Origin of the sequence: Amycolatopsis rhabdoformis (genome assembly GCF_035918295.1) — a bacterium.
Lineage (GTDB): Bacteria > Actinomycetota > Actinomycetes > Mycobacteriales > Pseudonocardiaceae > Amycolatopsis > Amycolatopsis rhabdoformis.
The window spans coordinates 6,579,263-6,600,629 of the sequence record NZ_CP142149.1; the positions used below are offsets into that span (position 1 = coordinate 6,579,263).

At 70.8% G+C, this 21,367-nt stretch carries 16 protein-coding genes; 14 read left to right on the top strand and 2 right to left on the bottom strand.

Features of this window, described 5'->3' with window-relative positions:
- Positions 1-5 precede the first annotated feature (5 nt).
- A complete protein-coding gene (locus VSH64_RS30135; RefSeq protein WP_326566124.1) occupies positions 6-1,532 on the top strand; it encodes an acyl-CoA synthetase in 1,527 nt (508 codons plus the stop codon).
- A gap of 4 nt (positions 1,533-1,536) precedes the next feature.
- Here the strand turns inward: VSH64_RS30135 and VSH64_RS30140 are convergent, their stop codons facing one another.
- Positions 1,537-2,130, bottom strand: a complete 594-nt coding sequence (locus tag VSH64_RS30140) for a phosphatase PAP2 family protein (protein WP_326566125.1) — start codon at positions 2,128-2,130, stop codon at positions 1,537-1,539.
- A gap of 52 nt (positions 2,131-2,182) precedes the next feature.
- On the opposite strand from VSH64_RS30140, the gene VSH64_RS30145 reads away from it, so the two are divergent.
- The 10 genes from VSH64_RS30145 (at position 2,183) to VSH64_RS30190 (ending at position 16,329) form a co-directional block, all read left to right on the top strand.
- The gene (locus VSH64_RS30145; protein ID WP_326566126.1) at positions 2,183-2,548 is read left to right on the top strand and encodes a BlaI/MecI/CopY family transcriptional regulator; all 366 of its coding nucleotides are present in this window, start codon (positions 2,183-2,185) and stop codon (positions 2,546-2,548) included.
- Between the two features lies 1 nt (position 2,549).
- Entirely contained in the window at positions 2,550-3,461 is a 912-nt protein-coding gene (locus VSH64_RS30150) for a M56 family metallopeptidase (protein ID WP_326566127.1), read from the top strand.
- Between the two features lie 176 nt (positions 3,462-3,637).
- The gene (locus VSH64_RS30155) at positions 3,638-5,116 is read left to right on the top strand and encodes an LCP family protein (RefSeq protein WP_326566128.1); all 1,479 of its coding nucleotides are present in this window, start codon (positions 3,638-3,640) and stop codon (positions 5,114-5,116) included.
- A 132-nt stretch (positions 5,117-5,248) separates the two neighbouring features.
- Entirely contained in the window at positions 5,249-6,103 is an 855-nt protein-coding gene (locus VSH64_RS30160) for a class I SAM-dependent methyltransferase (RefSeq protein ID WP_326566129.1), read from the top strand.
- Between the two features lie 244 nt (positions 6,104-6,347).
- Entirely contained in the window at positions 6,348-9,845 is a 3,498-nt protein-coding gene (gene car / locus VSH64_RS30165) for a carboxylic acid reductase (protein WP_326566130.1), read from the top strand.
- Positions 9,846-10,062: 217 nt separating this feature from the next.
- Complete coding sequence (locus VSH64_RS30170) at positions 10,063-11,352, top strand: epoxide hydrolase family protein (protein ID WP_326566131.1); 1,290 nt, start codon at positions 10,063-10,065, stop codon at positions 11,350-11,352.
- Between the two features lie 20 nt (positions 11,353-11,372).
- Positions 11,373-12,308, top strand: coding sequence for an aldo/keto reductase (locus VSH64_RS30175; protein WP_326838062.1), 936 nt, complete (start codon positions 11,373-11,375; stop codon positions 12,306-12,308).
- Between the two features lie 29 nt (positions 12,309-12,337).
- Entirely contained in the window at positions 12,338-14,968 is a 2,631-nt protein-coding gene (locus VSH64_RS30180) for an ATP-binding protein (protein WP_326566132.1), read from the top strand.
- Positions 14,969-15,065: 97 nt separating this feature from the next.
- Positions 15,066-16,094, top strand: coding sequence for an alpha/beta fold hydrolase (locus VSH64_RS30185; RefSeq protein WP_326566133.1), 1,029 nt, complete (start codon positions 15,066-15,068; stop codon positions 16,092-16,094).
- Positions 16,095-16,107: 13 nt separating this feature from the next.
- Positions 16,108-16,329 (top strand): hypothetical protein, encoded by a 222-nt coding sequence (locus VSH64_RS30190; protein ID WP_326566134.1) that lies wholly within the window; start codon positions 16,108-16,110, stop codon positions 16,327-16,329.
- A gap of 80 nt (positions 16,330-16,409) precedes the next feature.
- On the opposite strand, the gene VSH64_RS30195 is transcribed toward VSH64_RS30190, so the two are convergent.
- The gene (locus VSH64_RS30195; RefSeq protein ID WP_326566135.1) at positions 16,410-17,594 is read right to left on the bottom strand and encodes a thioester domain-containing protein; all 1,185 of its coding nucleotides are present in this window, start codon (positions 17,592-17,594) and stop codon (positions 16,410-16,412) included.
- A 290-nt stretch (positions 17,595-17,884) separates the two neighbouring features.
- Here VSH64_RS30195 and VSH64_RS30200 point away from each other — a divergent pair, with 290 nt between their 5' ends.
- Genes VSH64_RS30200 through VSH64_RS30210 form a run of 3 tightly spaced genes read left to right on the top strand, consistent with a single transcriptional unit; the run spans position 17,885 to position 21,353 of the window.
- Positions 17,885-18,409 carry a PadR family transcriptional regulator gene (locus tag VSH64_RS30200; protein ID WP_326566136.1) on the top strand — a complete coding sequence of 175 codons (525 nt, stop codon included), beginning with the start codon at positions 17,885-17,887 and terminating at the stop codon, positions 18,407-18,409.
- Entirely contained in the window at positions 18,406-19,086 is a 681-nt protein-coding gene (locus tag VSH64_RS30205) for an ABC transporter ATP-binding protein (protein ID WP_326566137.1), read from the top strand. Before VSH64_RS30200 ends, VSH64_RS30205 begins: the two co-directional genes overlap by 4 nt.
- Positions 19,083-21,353: an FtsX-like permease family protein gene (locus tag VSH64_RS30210; protein WP_326566138.1), complete on the top strand. Its 2,271-nt coding sequence runs from the start codon at positions 19,083-19,085 to the stop codon at positions 21,351-21,353. The genes VSH64_RS30205 and VSH64_RS30210 overlap by 4 nt, the downstream gene beginning before the upstream one ends.
- Positions 21,354-21,367: the final 14 nt, after the last annotated feature.

Below are 21,367 nucleotides of genomic sequence, written 5' to 3' on the forward strand. Positions count from 1 at the left end.
GAGCGGTGCGGTTGATCGACTACCTCGACAAGGGTGCCTCGCTGGGCACTTCGGCGCCGTGCCTCACCAAGGACGGCGTTTCGCTGAGCTACGGCGAGGTGCAGGAGCTGTCGTGGCGGGTCGCGCGGGCGCTGGCGCGCTCGGGGGTGCGTCCGGGGGACAAGGTCGCGATCCTCTCGGGCAACGACCCGGTGTCCTTCGGCTGCGTGTTCGGCATCAGCCGCGCAGGGGCGGTCTGGTGCCCGGTCAACCCGCGCAACGAGGCCGCTGAGAACAGGGAGCTGCTGGACCTGTTCGACTGCACGTGCCTGCTCGTGCAGGCCTCGTTCGCACCGCTCGTCTCCCGGATCATGCCGGAGCTGCCGGCCGTGAAAACGGTGGTGTGCCTGGACGGTTCGATGCCCGGCGCGGTGTCGTTGCGGGAGTGGCTCGACGCCGACGCGACCCCGTTCTCCGTGGCGCCGTCCGACGACGTGGCCCTGCTCGTGGGCACCGGCGGCACCACGGGCCGGCCGAAGGGCGTGGTGCTGACCGGCCACAACGTCGAGACGATGACGGCGCTCACGCTCATGAGCTACCCGTTTTCGCCGCGGCCGCGGTATCTCGCGCTGGCACCGCTCACGCACGCGGCGGGGGTGCTGTGCTTCCCGGTGCTCACCCTCGGCGGCGAGATCGTGGTGATGCCGAAGCCGGATCTCGGCGAGTTCCTGGCTCTCGTGCAGCGGCACCGGATCACGCACACGTTCCTGCCCCCGACGTTGATCTACCTGCTGCTCGACCACCCCGATCTGTCCACAACGGACTTATCGTCGCTCGACTGCCTGTGGTACGGCGCCGCGCCGATGTCGGCGACGCGGCTGGAAGAGGCGATCACGAAGATCGGCCCGGTGCTGGGCCAGCTGTTCGGCCAGAGCGAGGCACCCATGATGATCTCCACGCTCGCGCCGGCCGAGCACTTCCACGCCGACGGTTCCCTCGCCCGCGAACGGTTCACCTCCGCGGGCCGGCCGACGCCGCTCACCCGCGTGGCGATCATGGCGGACAACGGTTCTCTGCTACCACCGGGCGCGCGCGGCGAGATCGTGGTGCGCGGGCCACTCGTGATGCCGGGCTACTACAAGAACCCCACCGCCACCGAGGAAGTCGGCCGCTATGGCTGGCACCACACCGGCGACATCGGCTACCTCGACGACGAGGGTTACCTCCACATCGTCGACCGCGCCAAGGACATGATCATCACCGGCGGGTTCAACGTGTACTCCGCCGAGGTCGAGCAGGCACTGATGACGCACCCGGCGGTGCAGGACTGCGCGGTGGTCGGCCTGCCGCACGAGAAGTGGGGCGAGCAGGTGACCGCGGTCGTACAGCTCCACAAAGGACGGTCGGTTTCCGAGGACGAGCTGCGGACCGTGGTGAAGGATCTGCTGGGGAGCGTGAAAACCCCCAAGGTGGTGGAGATCTGGCCCGATCTGCCGCGCTCGAAGGTCGGCAAGGTGCTGAAGACGGACGTGAAGGACCGGCTCCGGCGCTGAGCGGCTACCGGACCACACGCGCCGGCACGAACCGGTCCACGAGCCGCACCAGGTGGGCGTGGGCGGCGATCCCGCACAGGCCCACCGCCAGGCCGACCGCGAGACCGGCCAGCACGTCGTGCGGGTAGTGCGCGCCGAGGTACACCCGCGAGGCGCCGACGAGCAGCGCGAACACCGTGGCCCAGACACCCCAGGCGCGCCGGATCAGCAGCACGGCGCCGGCGAACGCGGCCGCGATCACCGTGTGGTTGCTGGGAAACGAGTAGTCCGTGGGCACGTCACACGGCAGCAGCGGGTGGACGCCGCTCACGACCCGGCACGGGCGGACCTCGGCGAACAGCGATTTCAGCACCGTGTCGAACCCCAGCGCCACGGCGACCGCGATCGGCACCCAAGCCGCCCGGGCCAGCGCCTCCGCGCCACGGGCGCGCCACAGCAGCGCGAGCATCACGGGCACCACCAGGAACACGCCGTACTCCCCGAAGGCCACGGCGGAGCCGGCCAGCCAGTGCTGCGACTGCGCGAAATCCGTGACCGCTCGGTACACCCCGGCGTCCACCATGCCGCCGTCGCCGGGCCCGTCGGAAACTACGTTCATGTCGAAATACTACATGCCCGTAGAACTACGACACCAGTGTAGATTGGTGTGCATGGCAAGCAAGGAGAGGCGCGCACCCGGTGAGCTCGAGGCCGAGGTGCTCGCGGTGCTGTGGGAGGTGGGCGAGCCGGTGTCCGCGACCGAGGTGCAGGAGCGGCTCGGTGACAGCCTGGCCTACACCACGGTGGTGACGATCCTGTCGCGGCTGTTCGAGAAGGGGGTCGCGACCAGGGAAAAGCACGGCCGATCGTTCGCGTACAGCCCGGTGGACGACGAGCCGGGCCTGGCCGCGCGCCGGATGCGCAAGGTGCTCGACGCCGAAACCGACCGGCCGAGCGTGCTGGCGAAGTTCGTCTCGAACCTCTCGGCCGACGACGAGCAGCTCTTGCGCGGTCTGCTGCGCGGAGACGGCAGCTGACGTGGAAGTCGACGTGTTCGTGCCGCTCCTGCTGCCGCTGGCCGGCTGGCCGGTCGCGCGATGGCTCGCACCCCGGCTGTCGCCTCGGGCGGCGAGCTGGGTGCTCACCGGCTGCGCGCTGGTGCTCGCTGTCGGGAGCACGAGCGCGCTGGCTTTGCTGACCGCGCGGGGACTCGCGCGCGTCCCGTGGGTGGCTTCCCTGGGCGGTTTCGGCGATTCGTCGTTCGAGGACGTGAACGTGCCGCTCGCCGCGACGAGTGGGGTAGCCCTCATCGCCGCAGCTACGGCGCTCGCGTGGGCCGGTGTGCAGTACGTGCGGCGCCACCGCAGGATCAACGCCGAACTCGACGCCCACGGCACCGACGAAGTCGTGTTGCTGCCGGGTGCGGAACCGATCGCGTTCGCGGTCGCCGGCCGCGGCGGGCGGATCGCCGTGTCCAGCGGCCTGCTCGCGGTTCTGGACGCGCGGGAACGCCGGGCACTTTTCGCCCACGAACGCGCACACCTGGCTCTGCGCCACCACTTCTTCGCCGCTGCCCTCACGATCGCCACGGCACTCAACCCGCTGTTGCGTCCCCTCGGGACCGCCGCCCGCTTCGCCCTCGAACGCTGGGCGGACGAAACCGCCGCGGCCCGCGTCGGCGACCGGCGCGTGGTCGCCACGGCCGTGGCGAAAGCGGCGCTGGCAGGGAAAACCGGCCGCTCACCCGTGCTCGCCGCGGCCGGAGGCCCGGTGCCGCAACGAGTCCGGGCGCTGCTCACCCCACGGTCGCCGAAAGGCCCCTTGGCCGCGCTGGCGATCGCGGCCGTGCTCGCCGTTTGCGGCGCTTCGGCCGCCAATGCGCTCGACGCGGCGATCGACCTGCACCTCGGTGTGGAACTCGCGCAATCCGCGTATCCGCACGGACACTGAGCGCGAGCCACGAATAATCACCGGTACAGACCTTTGTCCGGTCTTGTCCACTCCCGTGAGGACACGGAAAACGCCCCCCGGCCGCGGCGGGAAACGGGGCCGCTACCGTTGGCATTTCGAGCACCGGATGGCGTCGGGCCCCGGGTTGTCGGTGAAACTGCAGAAGAGGAGCCCTGATGCGTCGCACCAAGGCCTCCGGTCCGCTGCGCGCGGCCCAAGTCGTGCTCGTCGTCGTGTCCCTGCTCGTGCTGGGCGGCACCGGTTACGCGTATTCGACGCTGCAGTCGCTCACCGACGGCCTGACCAGGGCCAATGTGATCGATTCCGACAACCAGCCGCCGCTGGGCGAGCAGAACATCCTCATGGTCGGCCTCGACACGCGCACCGACGCGCAGGGCAATCCGCTGCCGGCCGACGTCTTGTCTCAGTTGCACGCGGGCGGCGCCGACGACGGTGGTGACACCACCGACACGATGATCGTGATCCACATCCCCGCCGGCGGCGGTCAGGCGACCGCAATCTCCATCCCGCGCGACTCCTACGTGCAGATTTCCGGCGACTACGGCAAGCACAAGATCAACTCCGCGTACACCTACGGGCTCGTCGCGGAGAAGAACAAGCTGGTCGCGCAGGGGGTGTCCGGCTCGCAGCTGGAGACGGACTCGGCGCAGGCCGGCGCGAGGTCCGCGATCGAGACCGTGCAGCAGTTCACCGGCCTGCAGATCACGCACTACGCCGCGGTGAACCTCGCCGGGTTCTACTACCTGAGCGAGGCCGTCGGCGGCGTGCCGGTGTGCCTGGCCAAGGCCGTGCACGACTCCTACTCCGGCGCGAACTTCGCGGCGGGCCCGCAGAGCGTCGGCGGCGCGAAGGCGCTGCAGTTCGTGCGCCAGCGCCACGGGCTGCCCAACGGCGACCTCGACCGCATCAAGCGCCAGCAGGTGTTCATGGCGAGCATGGCCAAGACCATCCTGTCGGCCGGCACGCTCGCCGACCCGGGCAAGCTCGGCAACCTGATCACCGCCGTGAAGAAGGCCGTGGTGGTCGACTCGGGCTGGGACATCGTCGGCTTCGCCCAGCAGCTGCACGGCATGAGCGCCGGCGCGCTGAAGTTCGTGACCGTGCCGGTGGTGAACATCTCGCTCAAGACGCCGTCCGACGGCGACGCGGTGGAGGTGGACCCGAAGCAGGTGCAGCAGTTCGTGCGCCAGCAGCTGGGCACGCCCGCGACCTCGTCCAACGCCCCCGCCGCGCCCGGTGACTCGAGCCTGAGCCAGTACACGGTCGACGTGCGCAACGCCTCCGACGCCAGCGGCCTGGCCGCGAGCGTGGCCGACAAGCTCGTGGCCGCCGGCTACGCCAAGGGCACCGTGGCCAACGCGACCACCCGCAAGATGTCGATCGTCTTCTACGGCCACAACCAGAAGACCGAGGCGACGAAGATCGCGAAGACGCTCGGCGGGATCGCCGTGAGCCCGGACTCGTCGCTGGACCAGGACCACTTCCGCGTGTTCCTCGGCAAGGACTACGAGGACTCCAGCGGTTCGTCGAGCACGGCCGGCGCGCCGCAGGTGCACCCGGCCGCGTTCGTGACCCCGCTGCCCGCGCAGGCCCCGCCGACGATCACCGGCGACGGCGTCCCCTGCGTGAACTGAGTCCCTTTCGTCCGGTTAACTCACTTTTAGCCTTTCTGAAATTCGGCCCTGAATCGCCTTTTTCGGTAACACGCCCAGCAGTTCCACGACTGAGCGAGTGAACCGAAACAACGGCGAAAAGGGTTTCCCGCCATGTCCGAAAGACAGAAACCGGCCAACCTCTCCCGGTTGCTGAGCCACCTTTCCGTGGCGAACGCGAAAAAGGTGGCCAAGAGTGCCGAAGAGCTCGCGCAGCGTGCGCTCACGACGGTGGGCGCCCGTCAACCGGAGTCGCGGATCTCCGCCGACTCGCAGACCTACTGGCGCCGGCCGGACGGGGATCGCTGGCAGGGCAACGCGCATTGGCGCGACGCGTCGGTGTTCTCAGGCAGCGACCTGTGGTCGCGAATCGGCCACGAGCACCTCGAACTGTTCGACAAAGGTGCCCGCATGGCGGATTTCACCGGCCCGTGGCACCGCGTTCTGGAATGGGGCTGCGGTGGTGGCGCGAACGCGATCCACTTCGCGCCGCGAGCCGACGAATTCATCGGCGTCGACATCGCCGCGGAAACGTTGCAGGAATGCGAACGGCAGGTGAAAGCCACCTGCGACACGGCGTTCCTGCCCGTGGCGATCGACGTCGCGAATCCCGAGGGAGCACTGCACGCGATCAACGGAAAGGTCGACGTCTTCTTCTCCTGCTACGTCTTCGAGCTCATCCCGACACCGGAATACGGCGAACGCCTGCTGCGCATCGCCCAGCAGCTGCTCACGCCCGAGGGCCTCGCGATGATCCAGATCAAGTACGACCCCGGCACGTGGCGCACCGGGCCGCGCCGCCGCTCGTACCGCAGCGGCCTCGCCGAGATGACCACCTACGGCATCGACGCCTTCTGGGAGACCGCCACGCGCTGTGGCCTCACACCACTGGCGGTGCACCTCGTGCCGAAGAACGAGCTCGACGCGCGCTACGCCTACTTCTTCCTGCGCAACGGAAATCCCGCCTGAACCCTCCCGGTTCACGTGATTTGCCCGCGTTGCCGAATCTCGTGATACGTGGGACTCGTGTTGCCCACTGACCGTTTTCGTACCATCCGTGATCAGGCAGACACAATGCGTTCATGATCACAAGCACGAACCGGTATCCGAACGACCACGGTCGGTAAAGTTAGGGGACCCCAACAAACTGGCCCACCAGGAGTCACCGCCGCCTCCCGCTGGACGCAGGCCGAGACCCAGGGAGGGCTGAGCATTGGCGACCCCGCCGACCGAGATCACCAGTACCGAGTTCCGCGTCGAGGAGCTGCTGGCCGCTGAGCCGCAGCTGCGGGACGCCGGCCCCGACGCCACGATCACCGACGCGATCAGCCGACCGGGGCTGTCGCTCGTGGAGCTGATCGAAACCGTGGTGACCGCGTACGCCGGCCGCGCCGCGTTCGCCGAGCGGGCGGCCGAAGCCGTCACCGACCCCGCCACGGGCCGCACCACGCGCCGGCTGCTGCCGCGGTTCGACACACTGACCTACCGCGAAGCGTGGCAGCGCGCCTGCGCCGTCGCCGGCGAGTGGACGCACCACGCCGAACACCCCGTGGCCGTCGGCGATTTCGTGGCCACGCTCGGGTTCACCAGCACCGAGTACGCCCTCGTCGACCTCGCCTGCGTGCGCGCCGGCGTGGTTTCCGTTCCCCTGCAGACCGGTGCGACGGCCGGCACGCTCAAGCCGATCATCGCCGAGACCGCGCCGAAGCTGCTCGCGTCCGATGTGGACAACCTCGACACCGCCGTGGATCTCGTGCTCGACGCCGCGAGCGTGCGACGCCTGGTGGTGTTCGACTACCACCCCGAGACCGGCGCCGATCGCGAAAAGGTCGAAGCCGCCACGGCCCGGCTCGCCGCGGCCGACAGCGGCGTCGTGGTGGAACCACTCGCCACCGTGCTCGAGCGCGGCGCCGCCGGGGCACCCGCGCCCCTGGCCGAACCGGACCCGGAACGCCTGTCGCTGCTGATCTACACCTCCGGCAGCACCGGAACACCCAAAGGCGCGAGGTACACCGATCGGCTGGTCGCCAACCTGTGGCTGGGGATCTGGCCCGAACGGCCCGATTTCCCGTTGGTGGAACTCAACTTCATGCCGCTGAGCCACGTGATGGGCCGGGCGCTGCTCGTGGGCGTCCTGGGCCGCGGCGGCACCGTGCACTTCACCGCGAAGAGCGATCTGTCCACGTTGTTCGAAGACCTCTCGCTCACCCGCCCCACCGACATCATCATGGTGCCGCGGATCTGCGACATGATCTTCCACCACTACCAGAGCGAGCTGGACCGCCGCGCGCTCGGCGCCGGCTACTCGGCCGAGCTGGAAGCCGAGGTCAAGCGCGACCTGCGCGTGAACTTCCTGGGCGGCCGGCTCGTGTGGGCGGGCTGCGGTTCCGCGCCGCTGTCGGCCGACCTGCAGGCGTTCATGGAGTCGGTGCTCGGCCTCGACCTGCACGACGGCTACGGGTCGACCGAGGCCGGCATCGTGCAGTGGGACCACCAGCTGGTGCGCCCCGCCGTGCTCGACTACAAGCTCGACGACGTGCCGGAGCTCGGCTATTTCTCCACCGACACCCCGCACCCGCGCGGCGAACTGCTGCTCAAGGCGAAGTCCATGGTCTCCGGTTACTACCGCCGGCTCGACGCGACGGCCGAGGTGTTCGACGCCGACGGCTACTACCGCACCGGCGACATCATGGTCGAGACCGCGCCCGACACGCTGTACTACCTCGACCGGCGCAAGAACGTGCTGAAGCTTTCGCAGGGCGAGTTCGTGGCCGTGTCGCGGTTGGAAGCCGAGTTCGCGGCCGCGCCGCCGATCCGGCAGATCTACCTGTACGGCAGCAGCGAACGCGCGTACCTGCTCGCGGTGATCGTGCCGACGCCCGAGGCCCTCTCCGGGGACAACCTCAGGGCGCGGCTGGCCGAATCGGTGCAGGCCATCGCGAAGGCGTCGGACCTCAACTCGTACGAGATCCCGCGCGACTTCCTCGTGGAGACCGAGCCGTTCAGCCCGGAAAACGGGCTGCTCACGGGCATCCGGAAGCTCTCGCGACCGAAGCTGAAGGAGCACTACGGCGAGCGGTTGGAGCAGCTGTACCGCGAGATCGCCGAGCGTGAGTCGAGTGAGCTGCGCGAGCTGCGGCAGGTCGGGCGTTCGCAGCCGGTGTTCGACACGGTGGTGCGCGCGGCGCAGGCACTGCTCGGCGCGTCCTCGGGCGAGCTGAGCCCCGAGGCGCACTTCGTGGAGCTGGGTGGCGATTCGCTGTCGGCGCTGTCGTTTTCGAACCTGCTGCGCGAGATCTTCGACGTCGAGGTGCCGGTGGGGGTGGTCATCAGCCCGGCCACGGACCTGCGCAAGCTCGCCGCCTACATCTCCGACGCCCGCGAGTCCGGTGCGAAGCGGCCCACCTTCGCGAAGGTCCACGGCGCCGGCAGCACCGAGGCCCGGGCCGACGCGTTGACGCTGGACAAGTTCCTCGACCCCGACGTGCTGACCACGGCCAAGACACTGGCACGCCCCTCCGGCCGTGTCGACACCGTGCTGCTCACCGGCGCCAACGGCTACCTCGGCCGGTTCCTCTGCCTCGACTGGCTCGAGCGGCTGGCCGAATCGGGCGGCCGCCTCGTGTGCCTGGTCCGCGGCAGCTCCGCCGAGGCCGCGCGCCAACGCCTGGAAGACGCCTTCGACAGCGGCGACGCCACGCTGCTGAACCACTTCCGCGCGCTGGCGGCCGAGCACCTGGAGGTGCTGGCCGGCGACATCGGCGAGCCGGACCTCGGCCTCGACCAGGCCACCTGGCAGCGCCTGGCCGACTCCGTGGACCTCATCGTGCACCCGGCCGCGCTGGTCAACCACGTGCTGCCCTACGACCAGCTGTTCGGGCCCAACGTCGTCGGCACGGCGGAGCTCATCCGGATGGCGTTGACCACCCGGCTGAAGCCGATCACCTACCTGTCCACCGTGGCTGTGGTGTTCGACCACGCCACCTCGACCGACGAGGTGGCCGACATCCGCGTGAGCAGCCCGGTGCGCGTGCTCGACGACGGGTACGCCAACGGCTACGCCACCAGCAAGTGGGCCGGCGAAGTGCTGCTGCGTGAGGCCAACGACGCGTACGGCCTGCCTGTGGCCACCTTCCGCTCGGACATGATCCTGGCCCACAGCCGCTACTCGGGTCAGCTGAACGTGCCCGACCTCTTCACGCGCCTGCTGCTGAGCCTGGTCGCCACCGGCATCGCCCCGGGCTCGTTCTACCGGAGTTCGGCACCGGCGCACTACGACGGCCTGCCCGCCGACTTCACCGCCGAGGCCATCACCACGCTCGGCACGCAAGCCGCGCTGGAGGACCGCGCCTACCGCACCTACAACGTGCTCAACCCCCACGAGGACGGCGTTTCCCTCGACACGTTCGTCGACTGGCTCGTGGCGGCCGGCTACCCGATCACGCGCGTCGACGACTACGCCGAGTGGTTCGCGCGGTTCGAAACCGCCGTTCGCGGTCTGCCGGAGAAGCAGAAGCAGCACTCGCTCCTACCGCTGCTGCACGCCTTCGCCCAGCCGGCCGAGCCCGTGAACGGGGCCGGTATCCCGACCGAGCGTTTCCGTTCGGCCGTCCAGGACGCCGGCATCGGCACGGACAAGGACATCCCGCACATCACCGCGGAGCTGATCCACAAGTACGCGGCGGACTTGGCGCAGCTGAAGCTGATCTGAGTGAGTTCGGACCCGGCGCCGGGGCGACCCGGCGCCGGGTTTCCGGCGGTTCTCTCGGCGAAAGATTCCCGTAAGACCGACCCACGAAAAGCGCCAGAAAACGAGCAACCGTCGCCATTCTCCGGTGAGGCGAGCCGGCCGGTGGTCGTGATGATCATCGGCGGCTAGCGTCGGAAACGGCCGTCCGGCCGATACTTTTCCCCGGAGGAGAACGGTGATGTCCGACTACCCGTCCGAGCATTCCCGGCGCAGGTTCCTCGCCACGTCCGCCGGCGCGCTGGCCGTCGCGGCGGGTGCGTCGACGCTGATGAGCACCGTGGCCAACGCCGCGACCGCCGGCTCCCCCGCCGTGCGGCCGTTTCGCATCGCCGTGCCCCAACGAGAACTCACCGATCTGCGCAACCGGCTGCGCGCCACGCGCTGGCCGACGCGCGAGACCGTCGCGGACGATTCGCAGGGTCTGCAATTGCGGCGCGTGCAGGATCTGGTGAAGTACTGGGCCACCCGTTACGACTGGCGCACCACCGAGGCCAAGCTCAATTCCCTGCCGCAGTTCGTGACGGAGATCGACGGCCTCGACATCCACTTCCTGCACATCCGCTCCCGGCACGAGAACGCGCTGCCGATCGTGATCACGCACGGCTGGCCGGGGTCCATCCTCGAAATGCTCAAGGTGATCGGCCCGCTCACCGATCCGACGCGCCACGGCGGCAGCGCGGTCGACGCGTTCCACGTGGTGATCCCGTCGATGCCCGGCTACGGCTTCTCCGGCAAGCCGACCGGCACCGGCTGGGGTCCGGCGCGCATCGCCCGCGCGTGGGACGTGCTGATGAAGCGCCTCGGCTACCGTGAATACGTGTCACAGGGCGGCGACTGGGGCTCGGTCGTGTCCGACGTGCTCGCCGCGCAGAAGCCCGCTGGCCTGCTGGGCATCCACGTGAACATGCCCGCGACCGTGCCGCCGGAGATCGCGAAGATCCTCACCGACGGCGGCCCGGCGCCGGCCGGACTGTCCACTGAGGAGCGCCAGGCGTTCGACTCCCTCAACGCCCTCTACACGCGCGGCTCCGGCTACTCGGCGATGATGGTCACGCGGCCGGAAACCGTCGGCTTCGGGCTCGCCGACTCCCCGGCCGGCCTGGCCGCGTGGATGTACGACAAGTTCGCCGCCTGGACCTACAGCGGCGGAGTGCCGGAGAAGGTGCTCACGCGCGACGAGATGCTCGGCGACATCACGCTCTACTGGGTCACCAACACCGCTGTGTCGTCTTCGCAGCTGTACTGGGAGAACAACGCGAACAACTTCAACGCGGTCGACGTCTCGGTGCCGGCCGCCGTGACCGTGTTCCCCGGTGAGCTCTACCGCGCGCCGCGCAGCTGGGCCGAGCGCGCGTACCACGATCTGCGGTACTACCACCAGGTGGACAACGGCGGGCACTTCGCCGCGTGGGAGCAGCCGGACCTGTTCTCGAAAGAACTTCGGGCGGCGTTCCGCTTCCTCCGCTGATTACACTCGCGCGGGTGGACATGATCACCGCACCCGCGCCCCCGGCGTGGTACGGCTGCATGGGACTCGGCGGCAGCTGGGACCCGGCGCCGTACACCGCCGCCGACGTCGAGGCCGCCGAGACCGCGATCACGGCGGCCCTCGACATCGGCGTCACGGCCTTCGACCACGCCGACATCTACCGCCACGGCAAGGCCGAAGCCGTGTTCGGCGAGGTGCTCGCGCGCACGCCGGGGCTGCGCGAGCGGATCGTGCTGCAGACCAAGTGCGGCATCCGGCTCGACGGTGGGTTCTACGACCTGCGCGGCGCGAGCATCGTCGCGCGGGTTTCCGAGAGCCTCGAGCGGCTGCGCACCGACTATGTGGACGTGCTGCTCCTGCACCGGCCCGACCCGCTGGCGGAGCCGGGTGAGATCGCCGCGGCCCTGCACCGTTTGCACGACGAAGGGCTGGTGCGGCACTTCGGCGTGTCGAACATGAGCGCGGCGCAGATCGCCGCGCTGCGGTCGCGGCTGGACTTCCCGCTGGTGGCCAATCAGCTGGAGATGAGCCTCGCGCGCCGCGACTGGGTGGAGTCGGGAGTGCTGGTGAACACCGCGGCCGCCGCGGCCGACGGGTTTCCCCACGGCACCCTCGAATACTGCGCCGAGCACGGAATCCGGCTGCAGGCCTGGGGATCGCTCGCCCAGGGTGTCTACACGGGACGCCCGACCACGCCGGCCGAGCACACGACCGCCGAGCTGGTGAAGGAACTGGCCGTGCGCCACGACACCACACCGGAGACGATCGTGCTCTGGTGGCTGACCCGGCACCCGGCGAAGATCGCGCCCGTGCTCGGCAGCACCCGGCCCGACCGGATCCGCGCGTGTGGAGACGCGGTGAACCGGGCCGCGGCGCTCACGCACGAAGAGTGGTACCGCCTGTGGCTCGCCGCGCGCGACGAGCCGTTGCCGTAACAGGAAAACCGACGGGAGAGGGGCGGGGTTTGGTCCTGTTCGGACGCGAGCTCGAGCAGAAACGCCTGGCCGAGCTGGTCGACGGCATCGGCGAGCGCGGCGGCACGGTGCTGGTGCGGGGTGAACCAGGCGCCGGCAAGTCCGCGCTGGTCGCCACCGTGCGCCGGCAGCTCGGGCCCTCGCGCACCAGGATCCTCGCCGCGACCGGCGCGGAACCCGAGCAGCACCTCCCCTTCGCCGGCCTCAACCAGCTGCTCTACCCCCTGCGTGCCGCCACCACCGCCCTCCCCGCGAGCCAGCGCACGGCCCTGCGCACCGCACTCGGCCTCGCCGACGGCCCGCCGCCCGAGCCGTACCTCGTCGGCCTCGCCGTGCTCAACCTGCTCGGCGACGCGGCGGCCGCCACCCCGCTGGTGCTGCTGCTCGAAGACGTCCACTGGCTCGACCGCGCGACGCAGGACGTGCTCGCGTTCGTGGCCCGCCGCGTCGAATCCGAGCCCGTGGTGCTGATCGCGACGGCCCGCACCGGCGAACCCACCCGGCTCGACGAGCTCCCCTCCCTGACGCTGGAGCCGCTGCCCGCGCCGGACGCCGAAGAGCTGCTCGACCACGTCGCCCCGGACCTCGCGCCGGAAGCCCGCGCGCGGATCCTCGCCGAGGCCGCCGGCAACCCGCTCGCGCTCACCGAACTGCCCGCGGCCCGCACCCGGCCGCTGGACCAGGCGTTCGCCGCCCGCGTGGCCGACCTGCCCGAGGACACCCGCACGAGCCTGCTCATCGCGGCACTCAACGACAGCACCTCGCTCGCCGAAACCGTCCGGGCCGCCGGCACCGACTCGCTGGGGCCAGCCGCGGCGTTCGTGGAGGTCACGGCCACCACTGTCGTGTTCCGGCACGCGCTGACCCGGGCGGCCGTCGTCCGCGCGGCGACCCCGGCCGCTCGCCGGGCCGCGCACCACGCGCTGGCCGCGACGCTCACCGAGCCCGGCCGCCGCGCCTGGCACCGCGCGGCGGCGACCACCGGCACCGACGAGACCGTGGCGGCCGAGCTGGAAGCGGCCGCCGGTGAGGCCCGACGCCGGGGTGGGGTCGCCGCGGCGATCTCGGCGCTGGAAGAAGCCGCGCGGCTGAGCGATACCGACCGTCGCCGCGTCGATCGGCTGCTGCGGGCGGCGGACCTGGCTGTGGAATCCGGCCGCCGGGACGTAGTCGATCGGCTGCTGCACGAAGTGTCCACAATGGAGCTATCCCCGCGCCAGCGTGCACTCGTGACCTGGCTGCCGACCGGCTTCGACGACGGTGTGCGCGAAGGTGGTGCGGGGGCGGCCGAACTGGCGACGCTGGCGGGCTCCGTCGCGCGCGACGGTGACCTCGACCTGGCGATGCGCATCTTCTGGAGCACGGCGATGCGCTGCTTCTGGGTCGAGCCTGGCGCTGCGGCCCGCGAGCGCATCACCGCGATCGCCGACGAGCTGCCCGTCGATCCGGCAGACCCGCGGATGGTGGCGATCGCCGCGTACGTGACGCCGCTGTCGCGCGGAGCCGAAGTCGTGACCGCGTTGCGCGAGCTGGCCGATCGCACGCTCGACCCGACCGTGGTCCGGTTCCTCGGCAGCGCGGCGCTGCAGGTGGGCGCGTTCGACCTGGCGGCGCGGTTTTCCCTGGCCGCACAGCCGGCGCTGCGCGCCGAGGGCCGGCTCGGGCTGCTGAGCCGCGCGCTGGCCGTGCAGGCGTGGAGCCACGCCCGGCTCGGTGATCTGGCGGCGGCGCTGCCCGCGGCGGAGGAGGCCGGCCGGCTCGCGCACGAGACGCGGCAGCCGTACCTGATCGGTCTGGCCAGGGCCGTGCAGGCCGAGATCGCGGCGCTGCGCGGCGATCCCGAGCAAGCCGAGAAACTGGCGGCCGAGGCCGAACGCGTGGGGCTCGCGGCGGGTGCGCGGCCCGTGCTGGCCACGGTGCAGCTCGCCCGCGGCCTGGCGGCGCTCGGCGCGGGCCGGCACGCCGACGCCGTGGCCGCGCTGCTGCGCGTGTTCGACCCGGCCGACCCGGCGTACCAGCTCGCGCTGCGGTGTTACGTGCTCGCGGAGCTGGCGGAGGCCGCCGTGCACTGCGATCGCGCCGACGTGGTGCGAACGCTGGTCGCCGAGCTCGACCAGGCCCCGACGACGTCTCCCGCGCTGCACCACGGCCTGCGCTACGCCCGCGCCGTGCTCGCGTCCGACGACGAGGCCGAGGACCTGTTCCGCTTCGCGCTGCGGGCCGATCTCACCGGCTGGCCGCTCGAGCGCGGCCGCCTGCAGCTCGCGTTCGGTGAATGGCTGCGCCGCCGGCGCCGGGCCGCCGAGTCGCGGCCGGTGCTGCGGGCGGCCCGGGAGACGTTCGACGCGCTCGGCGTCACGGCCTGGAGCGAACGGGCCGCTCGCGAGCTGCGCGCGACCGGCGAGGCGACCCCCGACCGCGAGCCCGACGCGCTCGGTGACCTCACGGCCCACGAGCTGAACATCGCGCAGCTCGCCGCCGAGGGCCTCACGAACCGCGAGATCGGGCAGCGGCTCTACCTGTCGCACCGGACCGTGAGCACACACCTGCACCGGATCTTCCCGAAGCTCGGCATCAGCGCCCGCGGTGAGCTGGGCGCCGCGCTGCGCGCTGAGGGCTGACGTACACCCACGGCGTCACCTGACGGGCGCGAAGCCGGCGCGGTGCTGCCTACGGTTCTCCTGCGGTAGCGGGTTTCGACTTCAGGAGTGCGTTCGGATGATCAGCAGGAGACAGTTCTCGCAGGTGGTGGCGGGCGGGGCCGCGACGGCGGCGGTCGCGAGTGTCGGATCGGGCGCGGTGGCGTCGGGTTCAGTGGCATCGGGTTCAGTGGCGTCGGCCGCCGAAGCCGCCGGCGGGTTCGGGGCGTTGAAGCAGGTGCAGGCGGGTGTGCTGAACATCGGCTACGCGGAGCTCGGCCCGGCCGACGGCCCAGTGGTGATCCTGCTGCACGGCTGGCCCTATGACATCCACAGCTTCGAAGACGTCGCCCCGGCGCTGGCCGCGCAGGGTTACCGCGTGCTCGTGCCCTACCTGCGCGGCTACGGCACCACGACGTTCCGCTCGGGCACGACCTTCCGCAACGCCCAGCAGTCCGCCGTCGCCGCCGACGTGATCGCGCTGATGGACGCGCTGCACATCCGCCGCGCCGTCCTCGGCGGCTTCGACTGGGGCTCCCGCACGGCCGCCGCGGTGGCCGCCCTGTGGCCCCGGCGCGTCAAGGCACTGGTGCTCGTGAGCGGCTACCTCGTCACGAACCTGAAGACGCAGCTGCAACCCCTGGCGCCCGCCGCCGAACTCGGCTGGTGGTACCAGTACTACTTCGCCACCGACCGCGGCGTCCACGGCTACACCCGCGACACCGCCGAGTTCAACAAGCTCATCTGGCAGACCGTCTCCCCGAAGTGGCACTTCGACGACGCCACCTACCAGCGCACCGCCCAGTCGTTCACCAACCCTGACCACGTGGCCATCGTGGTCCACAACTACCGCTGGCGCCTGAGCCTCGCGAAGGGCGAACCGCAGTACGCCCCGCTCGAAGCCAAGCTCCAGCAGAGCCCCAAGATCGCGCTGCCCACCCTCACCATCGCCAGCGACTTCGACGGTGCGGCGGCCGATGGTTCCGCGTACCGCAAGCAGTTCACGGGCCCCTACGACCACCGCGTGCTGACCGGCATCGGCCACAACGTGCCACAGGAAGCGCCGGCCGCCTTCGCAAAAGCCGTCGTGGACGCGGACCGGCTGTGATTACCCTGGCCGCATGGGGCACAAGGGCATTCGCGACGGCGGGCCACCGCGGGATCCGCGGTTCCGCCCGGAGAACGTGATCGGGCTGCCGATCCGCAAGGCGGTGATCGAGCTGAGCCGCCACGGCTACGTCATCGACTCGCCGACCACCCACGACCGCGCCGCGGTGAAGCAGCACAACCGCGTGCACCTGACCGCGGAAGACGGCGTGATCACTGCGGTCGTCGTCGGCTGACTGCCGACAATCCCCGGACAACACGAAAGCGGGGCCGGTCCACTGTGGACCGGCCCCGCTTTCGTTCGTTCAGCTACAGATCAGGCGTTGCTGCGACGACGGCGCACCAGCACCAGCATCGCGCCGCCGGCCAGGACGAGGGCCGCGCCGATGCCGATGGGCAGGGAGGCGTCCACGCCGGTGTTGGCCAGGGGGGCCGAGCCGCCCGCCGGGGCGGCGGGGGTGGTGGTCGGCGCCGCGGGGGTGGTCGGCGGGGTCACGCCGGCTTCGGTCCAGGAGGCCGAGGCCGAGGTGTCGACCGTGACCTTCTGCGACTCGGCGACGATCAGCGACTGCGCCGGGTGCTTCGCGTAGTTCTCGCCCACGAAGAGGCGGCCGGTGTCGAGGTGGCCGACGGCTTCGAGCGCCAGCTCGGCGGAGCCGGCCTTCGCGTCCTTGGCCACGTCGAGGTACAGCTTGGCGCCGTCCTTGACCTGGCTCTCGGTCACGGCCTTGCCGTCGGCGTCGACGAGCTTCACGCCTTCGGGCAGCTTCGTGGTGAGGTCGGTGATGTCACCGGTGGTGGAGATGGTGAAGGGGCCGATCTTCGTGCCCGCTTCGCCCTTGGCCGAGGCCGGGGTGATGCTCAGGGTCGGCTTGGGCTGCTGGCCGATGCCGACGTTGTCGGCGCCGATCAGGTAGTCGTAGACCGCGAGCACGTCGGCGCCGTTGTCCGCGCTGCCGAACTGGACCGGCTTGTCGCGGTTGAGGTTCTCGTCGTCGCTGAAGTGCCACACCGCGGCCTGCGTGGCGGCGATCGCCTCGGCCTGCGAAAGGCCGTCGTGCAGCGTGACGCCCTTGAGCTCGGCCTCGATGCCCTTGAGGTCCTCGGTCGGGAAGCCGTGGTGCAGCACCCAGTTGATCTTCGCGTTGTTCTTGGTGAACGGCGAGTCCGGGTTCGGGTACTTGTCCCACGGCGTCTCGAGCATGTCCTGCTGCTCGTCGATGTTCGTCTCGATCTCGACGCAGTACAGCTTCAGCGAGCTGCCGTCGGAGAGCTTCAGATCGAACAGCACCGTGTTGTAGTAGTGCTTCGTGTCGTTGCCCTTGTCGAGGTTGACCCCGAGGCCGCTGGTGCCACCGTTGGGGACGAGGCGGCCGCGAGCCGCGCCGTCCTCAGCCTTGGTGCCGGTGTCCGCCGTGGCGCCCTGCGCCGCCAGCAACAGCGCCGCGGCCGCGGCGGCAGCCGCGATCCCGCCTCGCACCAGACCTGATCTGACCTGCATCTGCTCTCCCATCCAAGCCCGAACCAGAAAGTCGGAGCCGCGTGAGAAAACACACCCCGATCACGACGGCCACCAATCAGGTGAGAATCCACCCAGTCAAGCGATGCGGAAGCATACACACAGCTCACACGGCCACTCACGGTGGTCCCCACGACCTTCGAGGTCGTCCACCTGGGCGTTACCAAGGCGTTTGCGCACCGTCACCGACCAATTCGGACACACCCCGTCCACCTGGGTATACATGCGATGTATAGTCGGCGCGTATAGCGATCATCCGAAGGGGACCAGACATGTCGGTAGGGACCACCCTGCTCGCCTTGCTCGAGCCGGGACCGCGGCACGGGTACGACCTGAAACGGGCGTATGACGAACAGTTCGGCCAGGACCGCCCGCTCGCGTACGGGCAGGTGTACGCCACGCTCTCGCGGCTGCTGAAGAACGGCCTCGTCGAGGTCGCCGGCGTCGAGGCGGGCGACGGGCCCGAGCGCAAGCGCTACACGATCACCGACGCCGGCGTCACCGACGTCGAGCGCTGGCTCGCGACGCCGGAGAACCCCGAGCCGTACCTGCAGAACACGCTCTACACCAAGGTCGTGCTCGCGCTGCTGTCCGGCCGCAGCGCCACCACCGTGCTCGACACGCAGCGCGCCAAGCACCTCGAGGTGATGCGCGAGCTCACCCGCCGCAAGCGCGACGGTGACCTCGCCACGCAGCTGATCTGCGACCACGCGCTCTTCCACCTCGAAGCCGACCTGCGCTGGCTCGAACTCACCGCCGCGCGGCTCGACGACCTGGCGAGCGAGGTGCGGGCATGACCGAACCCCTGCTCGTCGCCACCGCCGTGGAAAAGTCCTTCGGTCCCACGCAGGCGTTGCGCGGTGCCGGCGTGTCCGTCGCGGCCGGTGAGGTGCTCGCGATCATGGGCCCGTCGGGCTCGGGCAAGTCGACGCTGCTGCACTGCCTCGCCGGCATCGTCCGGCCCGACGCCGGCACCATCACCTACGGCGGCCGCGACCTCGTCGCGATGACCGACCGCGAGCGCAGTGCGTTGCGGCGCACGGAGTTCGGCTTCGTGTTCCAGTTCGGCCAGCTCGTGCCCGAGCTGACCTGCCTGGAGAACGTCGCGCTGCCGCTGCGACTGCAGAAGGTGGCACGGCGCGAGGCCGAGGGTGCCGCGCGCGAGTGGCTCGAACGGCTGCAGGTGTCCGACGTCGCGGCCAAGCGTCCCGGTGACGTGTCGGGCGGGCAGGGCCAGCGCGTCGCCGTGGCCCGCGCGCTCGTCACGAAGCCGAAGGTGGTGTTCGCCGACGAGCCGACCGGTGCGCTCGACTCGCTCAACGGCGAGAAGGTGATGCGCATGCTCACCGAAGCCGCGCGGCAGACCAACGCGGCCGTGGTGCTCGTAACGCACGAAGCCCGCGTCGCGGCGTACTCGGACCACGAGATCGTGGTGCGCGACGGACGCGTGGCGGACCCGGAGTTCGCGCAGTGATCGCGAACCTTCTTCTCGGCCTCCGGCTGGCCGTCGGGGGCGGCCGGATGTCGGGACAGGCGCTGCTGCGTCTCGCGATGACCGCGGTGGGTATCGGGCTCGTGGTGGCGGTGCTGCTGCCGGCCGCGTCGGTGAGCTCGGTGGTCGACGCGCGCGAGGACCGCGCGGCCGACACCGCGCAGATCACGGACCCGAAGCCCGGTGTCGATCCGCTGTACACGGTGGAGTGGTCCGCGATCCGCGGCAACCAGTTCGTGCGCCTGACCTCGGTCGCGGCCGGTGGCCCCCACGCACCCGTGCCACCCGGGCTCACCGCGGTGCCGAAGCCGGGTCAGCTCTTCGTGTCACCCGAGCTCGGCCGGCTGCTCGCCGGACCGGACGGCGCCGGGCTGCGCAGCCGGATGCCCGCGGCGCCGGCCGGCACGATCACCAAACCCGGGCTCGTCGACGCCGGCCAGGTCACGGCCTGGTACGGCAGCACGGTCGACGACGTGAAGTCGAGCCCGGACGTGAAATCGGTCTACGGCTTCGGCGGTGGTGAGCCGCCGCGCGTGGCCATCGCGGCCACGCTGCTCACCGCGGTGCTGCCGGTCGTCGTGGCATTGCTGCTGCCGTTGCTGATCTTCGTCACCACGGCGTCGCGCATGGGGGCGGCCCAACGCGACCAGCGGCTCGCGGCGCTGCGGCTGCTCGGCGTGGACGCCCGGCAGGTGCGCTGGGTCGCGGCCGGGGAGTCGTTGCTGGGCGCGATCATCGGCCTGGTGCTCGGGGTGGGGTTGTTCCTCGTGATCCGCCCGACGCTGGGGTCGCTCGACCTGTTCGGCTACCGCGTGTTCGGGGAGGACTTCGTGCCGCCGTGGCCGCTCGCGGTGCTGGTGGTGGTGCTCGTGCCCGCGCTGGCCGTCGGGGCGGCGCTTTTCGGGCTGCGGCGCACGATCGTCGAGCCGCTCGGCGTGGTTCGCCAGGGCAAACCGGTGCGCCGGCGGATGTGGTGGCGCTGGGGGATCACCGCCGTCGGCGTGCTGCTCGTCGGCTCGGCCTACGCGACCGAAGCCGGGCGGGCCAGCGACGTGCTGATGTTCGCGCTCACCGCCGGCTCGGCGCTCCTGCTGATCGGCGTCACGGTGCTGCTGCCGTGGATCGTCGAAGGGATCGCCGGCCGGCTGCGCGGCGGGCCGCCCGCGTGGCAGCTCGCCGTGCGGCGATTGCAGCTCGACAGCGGCACGCCGAGCCGCGTCGTGTCGGGACTGGTCGTGGTGGTGGCGGGGAGCATCCTGCTGCAGGTCGTGCTCAACTCGCTGCTCGCGGCCGACGCCGCGGAGACCAAGGCCGATCAGTCGTGGGCGGGGGCCGCGCACGTGACCGTGTACGCGGACCAGTCGGCCGCGGCCGAAGTGCAGCAACGCGTGGCGGCCGCGCCCGGCCTCACGCAGGTGGGCACGACCCGCCGCGCGTCGGCGGTCGCCGGCGACCAGTGGACCGGGTTGGAGATCGGGTCGTGCGCCGCGCTGGCGTTGCGAGCGCAGCTGCCGTCCTGTGTGGACGGAAGCGTGTTCGCGGTCGGGGACGCACCGGTGCCCTCGGGACCGGTGCACCTCACCGCCGACTCGACCGAAAACGGTCCCTTGTGGACACCTCCCGCGAACGTCGTGCGCATCCCGCTGACCTCGGCCGCGCGAAACCTGGACGGCACGCTGCTGGTCACCGACGCGGCGGTGGCCGGCGTGCCGGTGCCGGGCGACACGACCAGGGTGTACGCCAAGGGCCCGGGCGGCACCGCCGAGGTGGGCGACCGCGTGGCGGCCGCGATCTCGAGCCTGACCTGGCACGCCACGGTTGACACCGACGAGCGCTCGGGTGCGCCGACCGGGATCCTGGCCACGATCCGCTCGGTGCTGCTCGCTGCGTCGCTGTTCGTGCTCGCGGTCGCGGCCCTGAGCCTGCTGATGCTGGCGGTGGAGCAGATCGCCGAACGGCGGCGGGCGCTGGCGGCGCTGGCCGCCTCGGGTGTTCCGCTGGGTGTGCTCGCGCGCAGCTCGTTCGCGCAGATCGCGCTGCCGGTGGCGATCGGCGTGGTGCTGGCGGTGCTCGCCGGCACCGGGCTCACGCTGCCGATCCTGCGGGCCGCGGACATCCCGTTGAAGCTCGACGTCGGGCTGATCGCCAGCATGGCCGGCGCGGCCGTGGCCGCGGTTCTCGTGGTCACCGCGTGCACGATCCCGCTGCTGCGCCAGGTCACAAAGGTGGAATCTCTGCGCGCGGAGTAAAAGTTCATCGCCCC

Bases quoted from the DNA above. Each gene is read 5' to 3' on its own strand.
- VSH64_RS30200 (WP_326566136.1), top strand. From the start codon at position 17,885: ATGTCGGTAGGGACCACCCTGCTCGCCTTGCTCGAGCCGGGACCGCGG.
- VSH64_RS30185 (WP_326566133.1), top strand. From the start codon at position 15,066: ATGATCAGCAGGAGACAGTTCTCGCAGGTGGTGGCGGGCGGGGCCGCG.
- VSH64_RS30195 (WP_326566135.1), bottom strand. From the start codon at position 17,594: ATGCAGGTCAGATCAGGTCTGGTGCGAGGCGGGATCGCGGCTGCCGCC.
- VSH64_RS30140 (WP_326566125.1), bottom strand. From the start codon at position 2,130: ATGAACGTAGTTTCCGACGGGCCCGGCGACGGCGGCATGGTGGACGCC.
- VSH64_RS30160 (WP_326566129.1), top strand. From the start codon at position 5,249: ATGTCCGAAAGACAGAAACCGGCCAACCTCTCCCGGTTGCTGAGCCAC.
- VSH64_RS30190 (WP_326566134.1), top strand. From the start codon at position 16,108: ATGGGGCACAAGGGCATTCGCGACGGCGGGCCACCGCGGGATCCGCGG.
- VSH64_RS30170 (WP_326566131.1), top strand. From the start codon at position 10,063: ATGTCCGACTACCCGTCCGAGCATTCCCGGCGCAGGTTCCTCGCCACG.
- VSH64_RS30205 (WP_326566137.1), top strand. From the start codon at position 18,406: ATGACCGAACCCCTGCTCGTCGCCACCGCCGTGGAAAAGTCCTTCGGT.
- VSH64_RS30145 (WP_326566126.1), top strand. From the start codon at position 2,183: ATGGCAAGCAAGGAGAGGCGCGCACCCGGTGAGCTCGAGGCCGAGGTG.
- VSH64_RS30155 (WP_326566128.1), top strand. From the start codon at position 3,638: ATGCGTCGCACCAAGGCCTCCGGTCCGCTGCGCGCGGCCCAAGTCGTG.
- VSH64_RS30175 (WP_326838062.1), top strand. From the start codon at position 11,373: ATGATCACCGCACCCGCGCCCCCGGCGTGGTACGGCTGCATGGGACTC.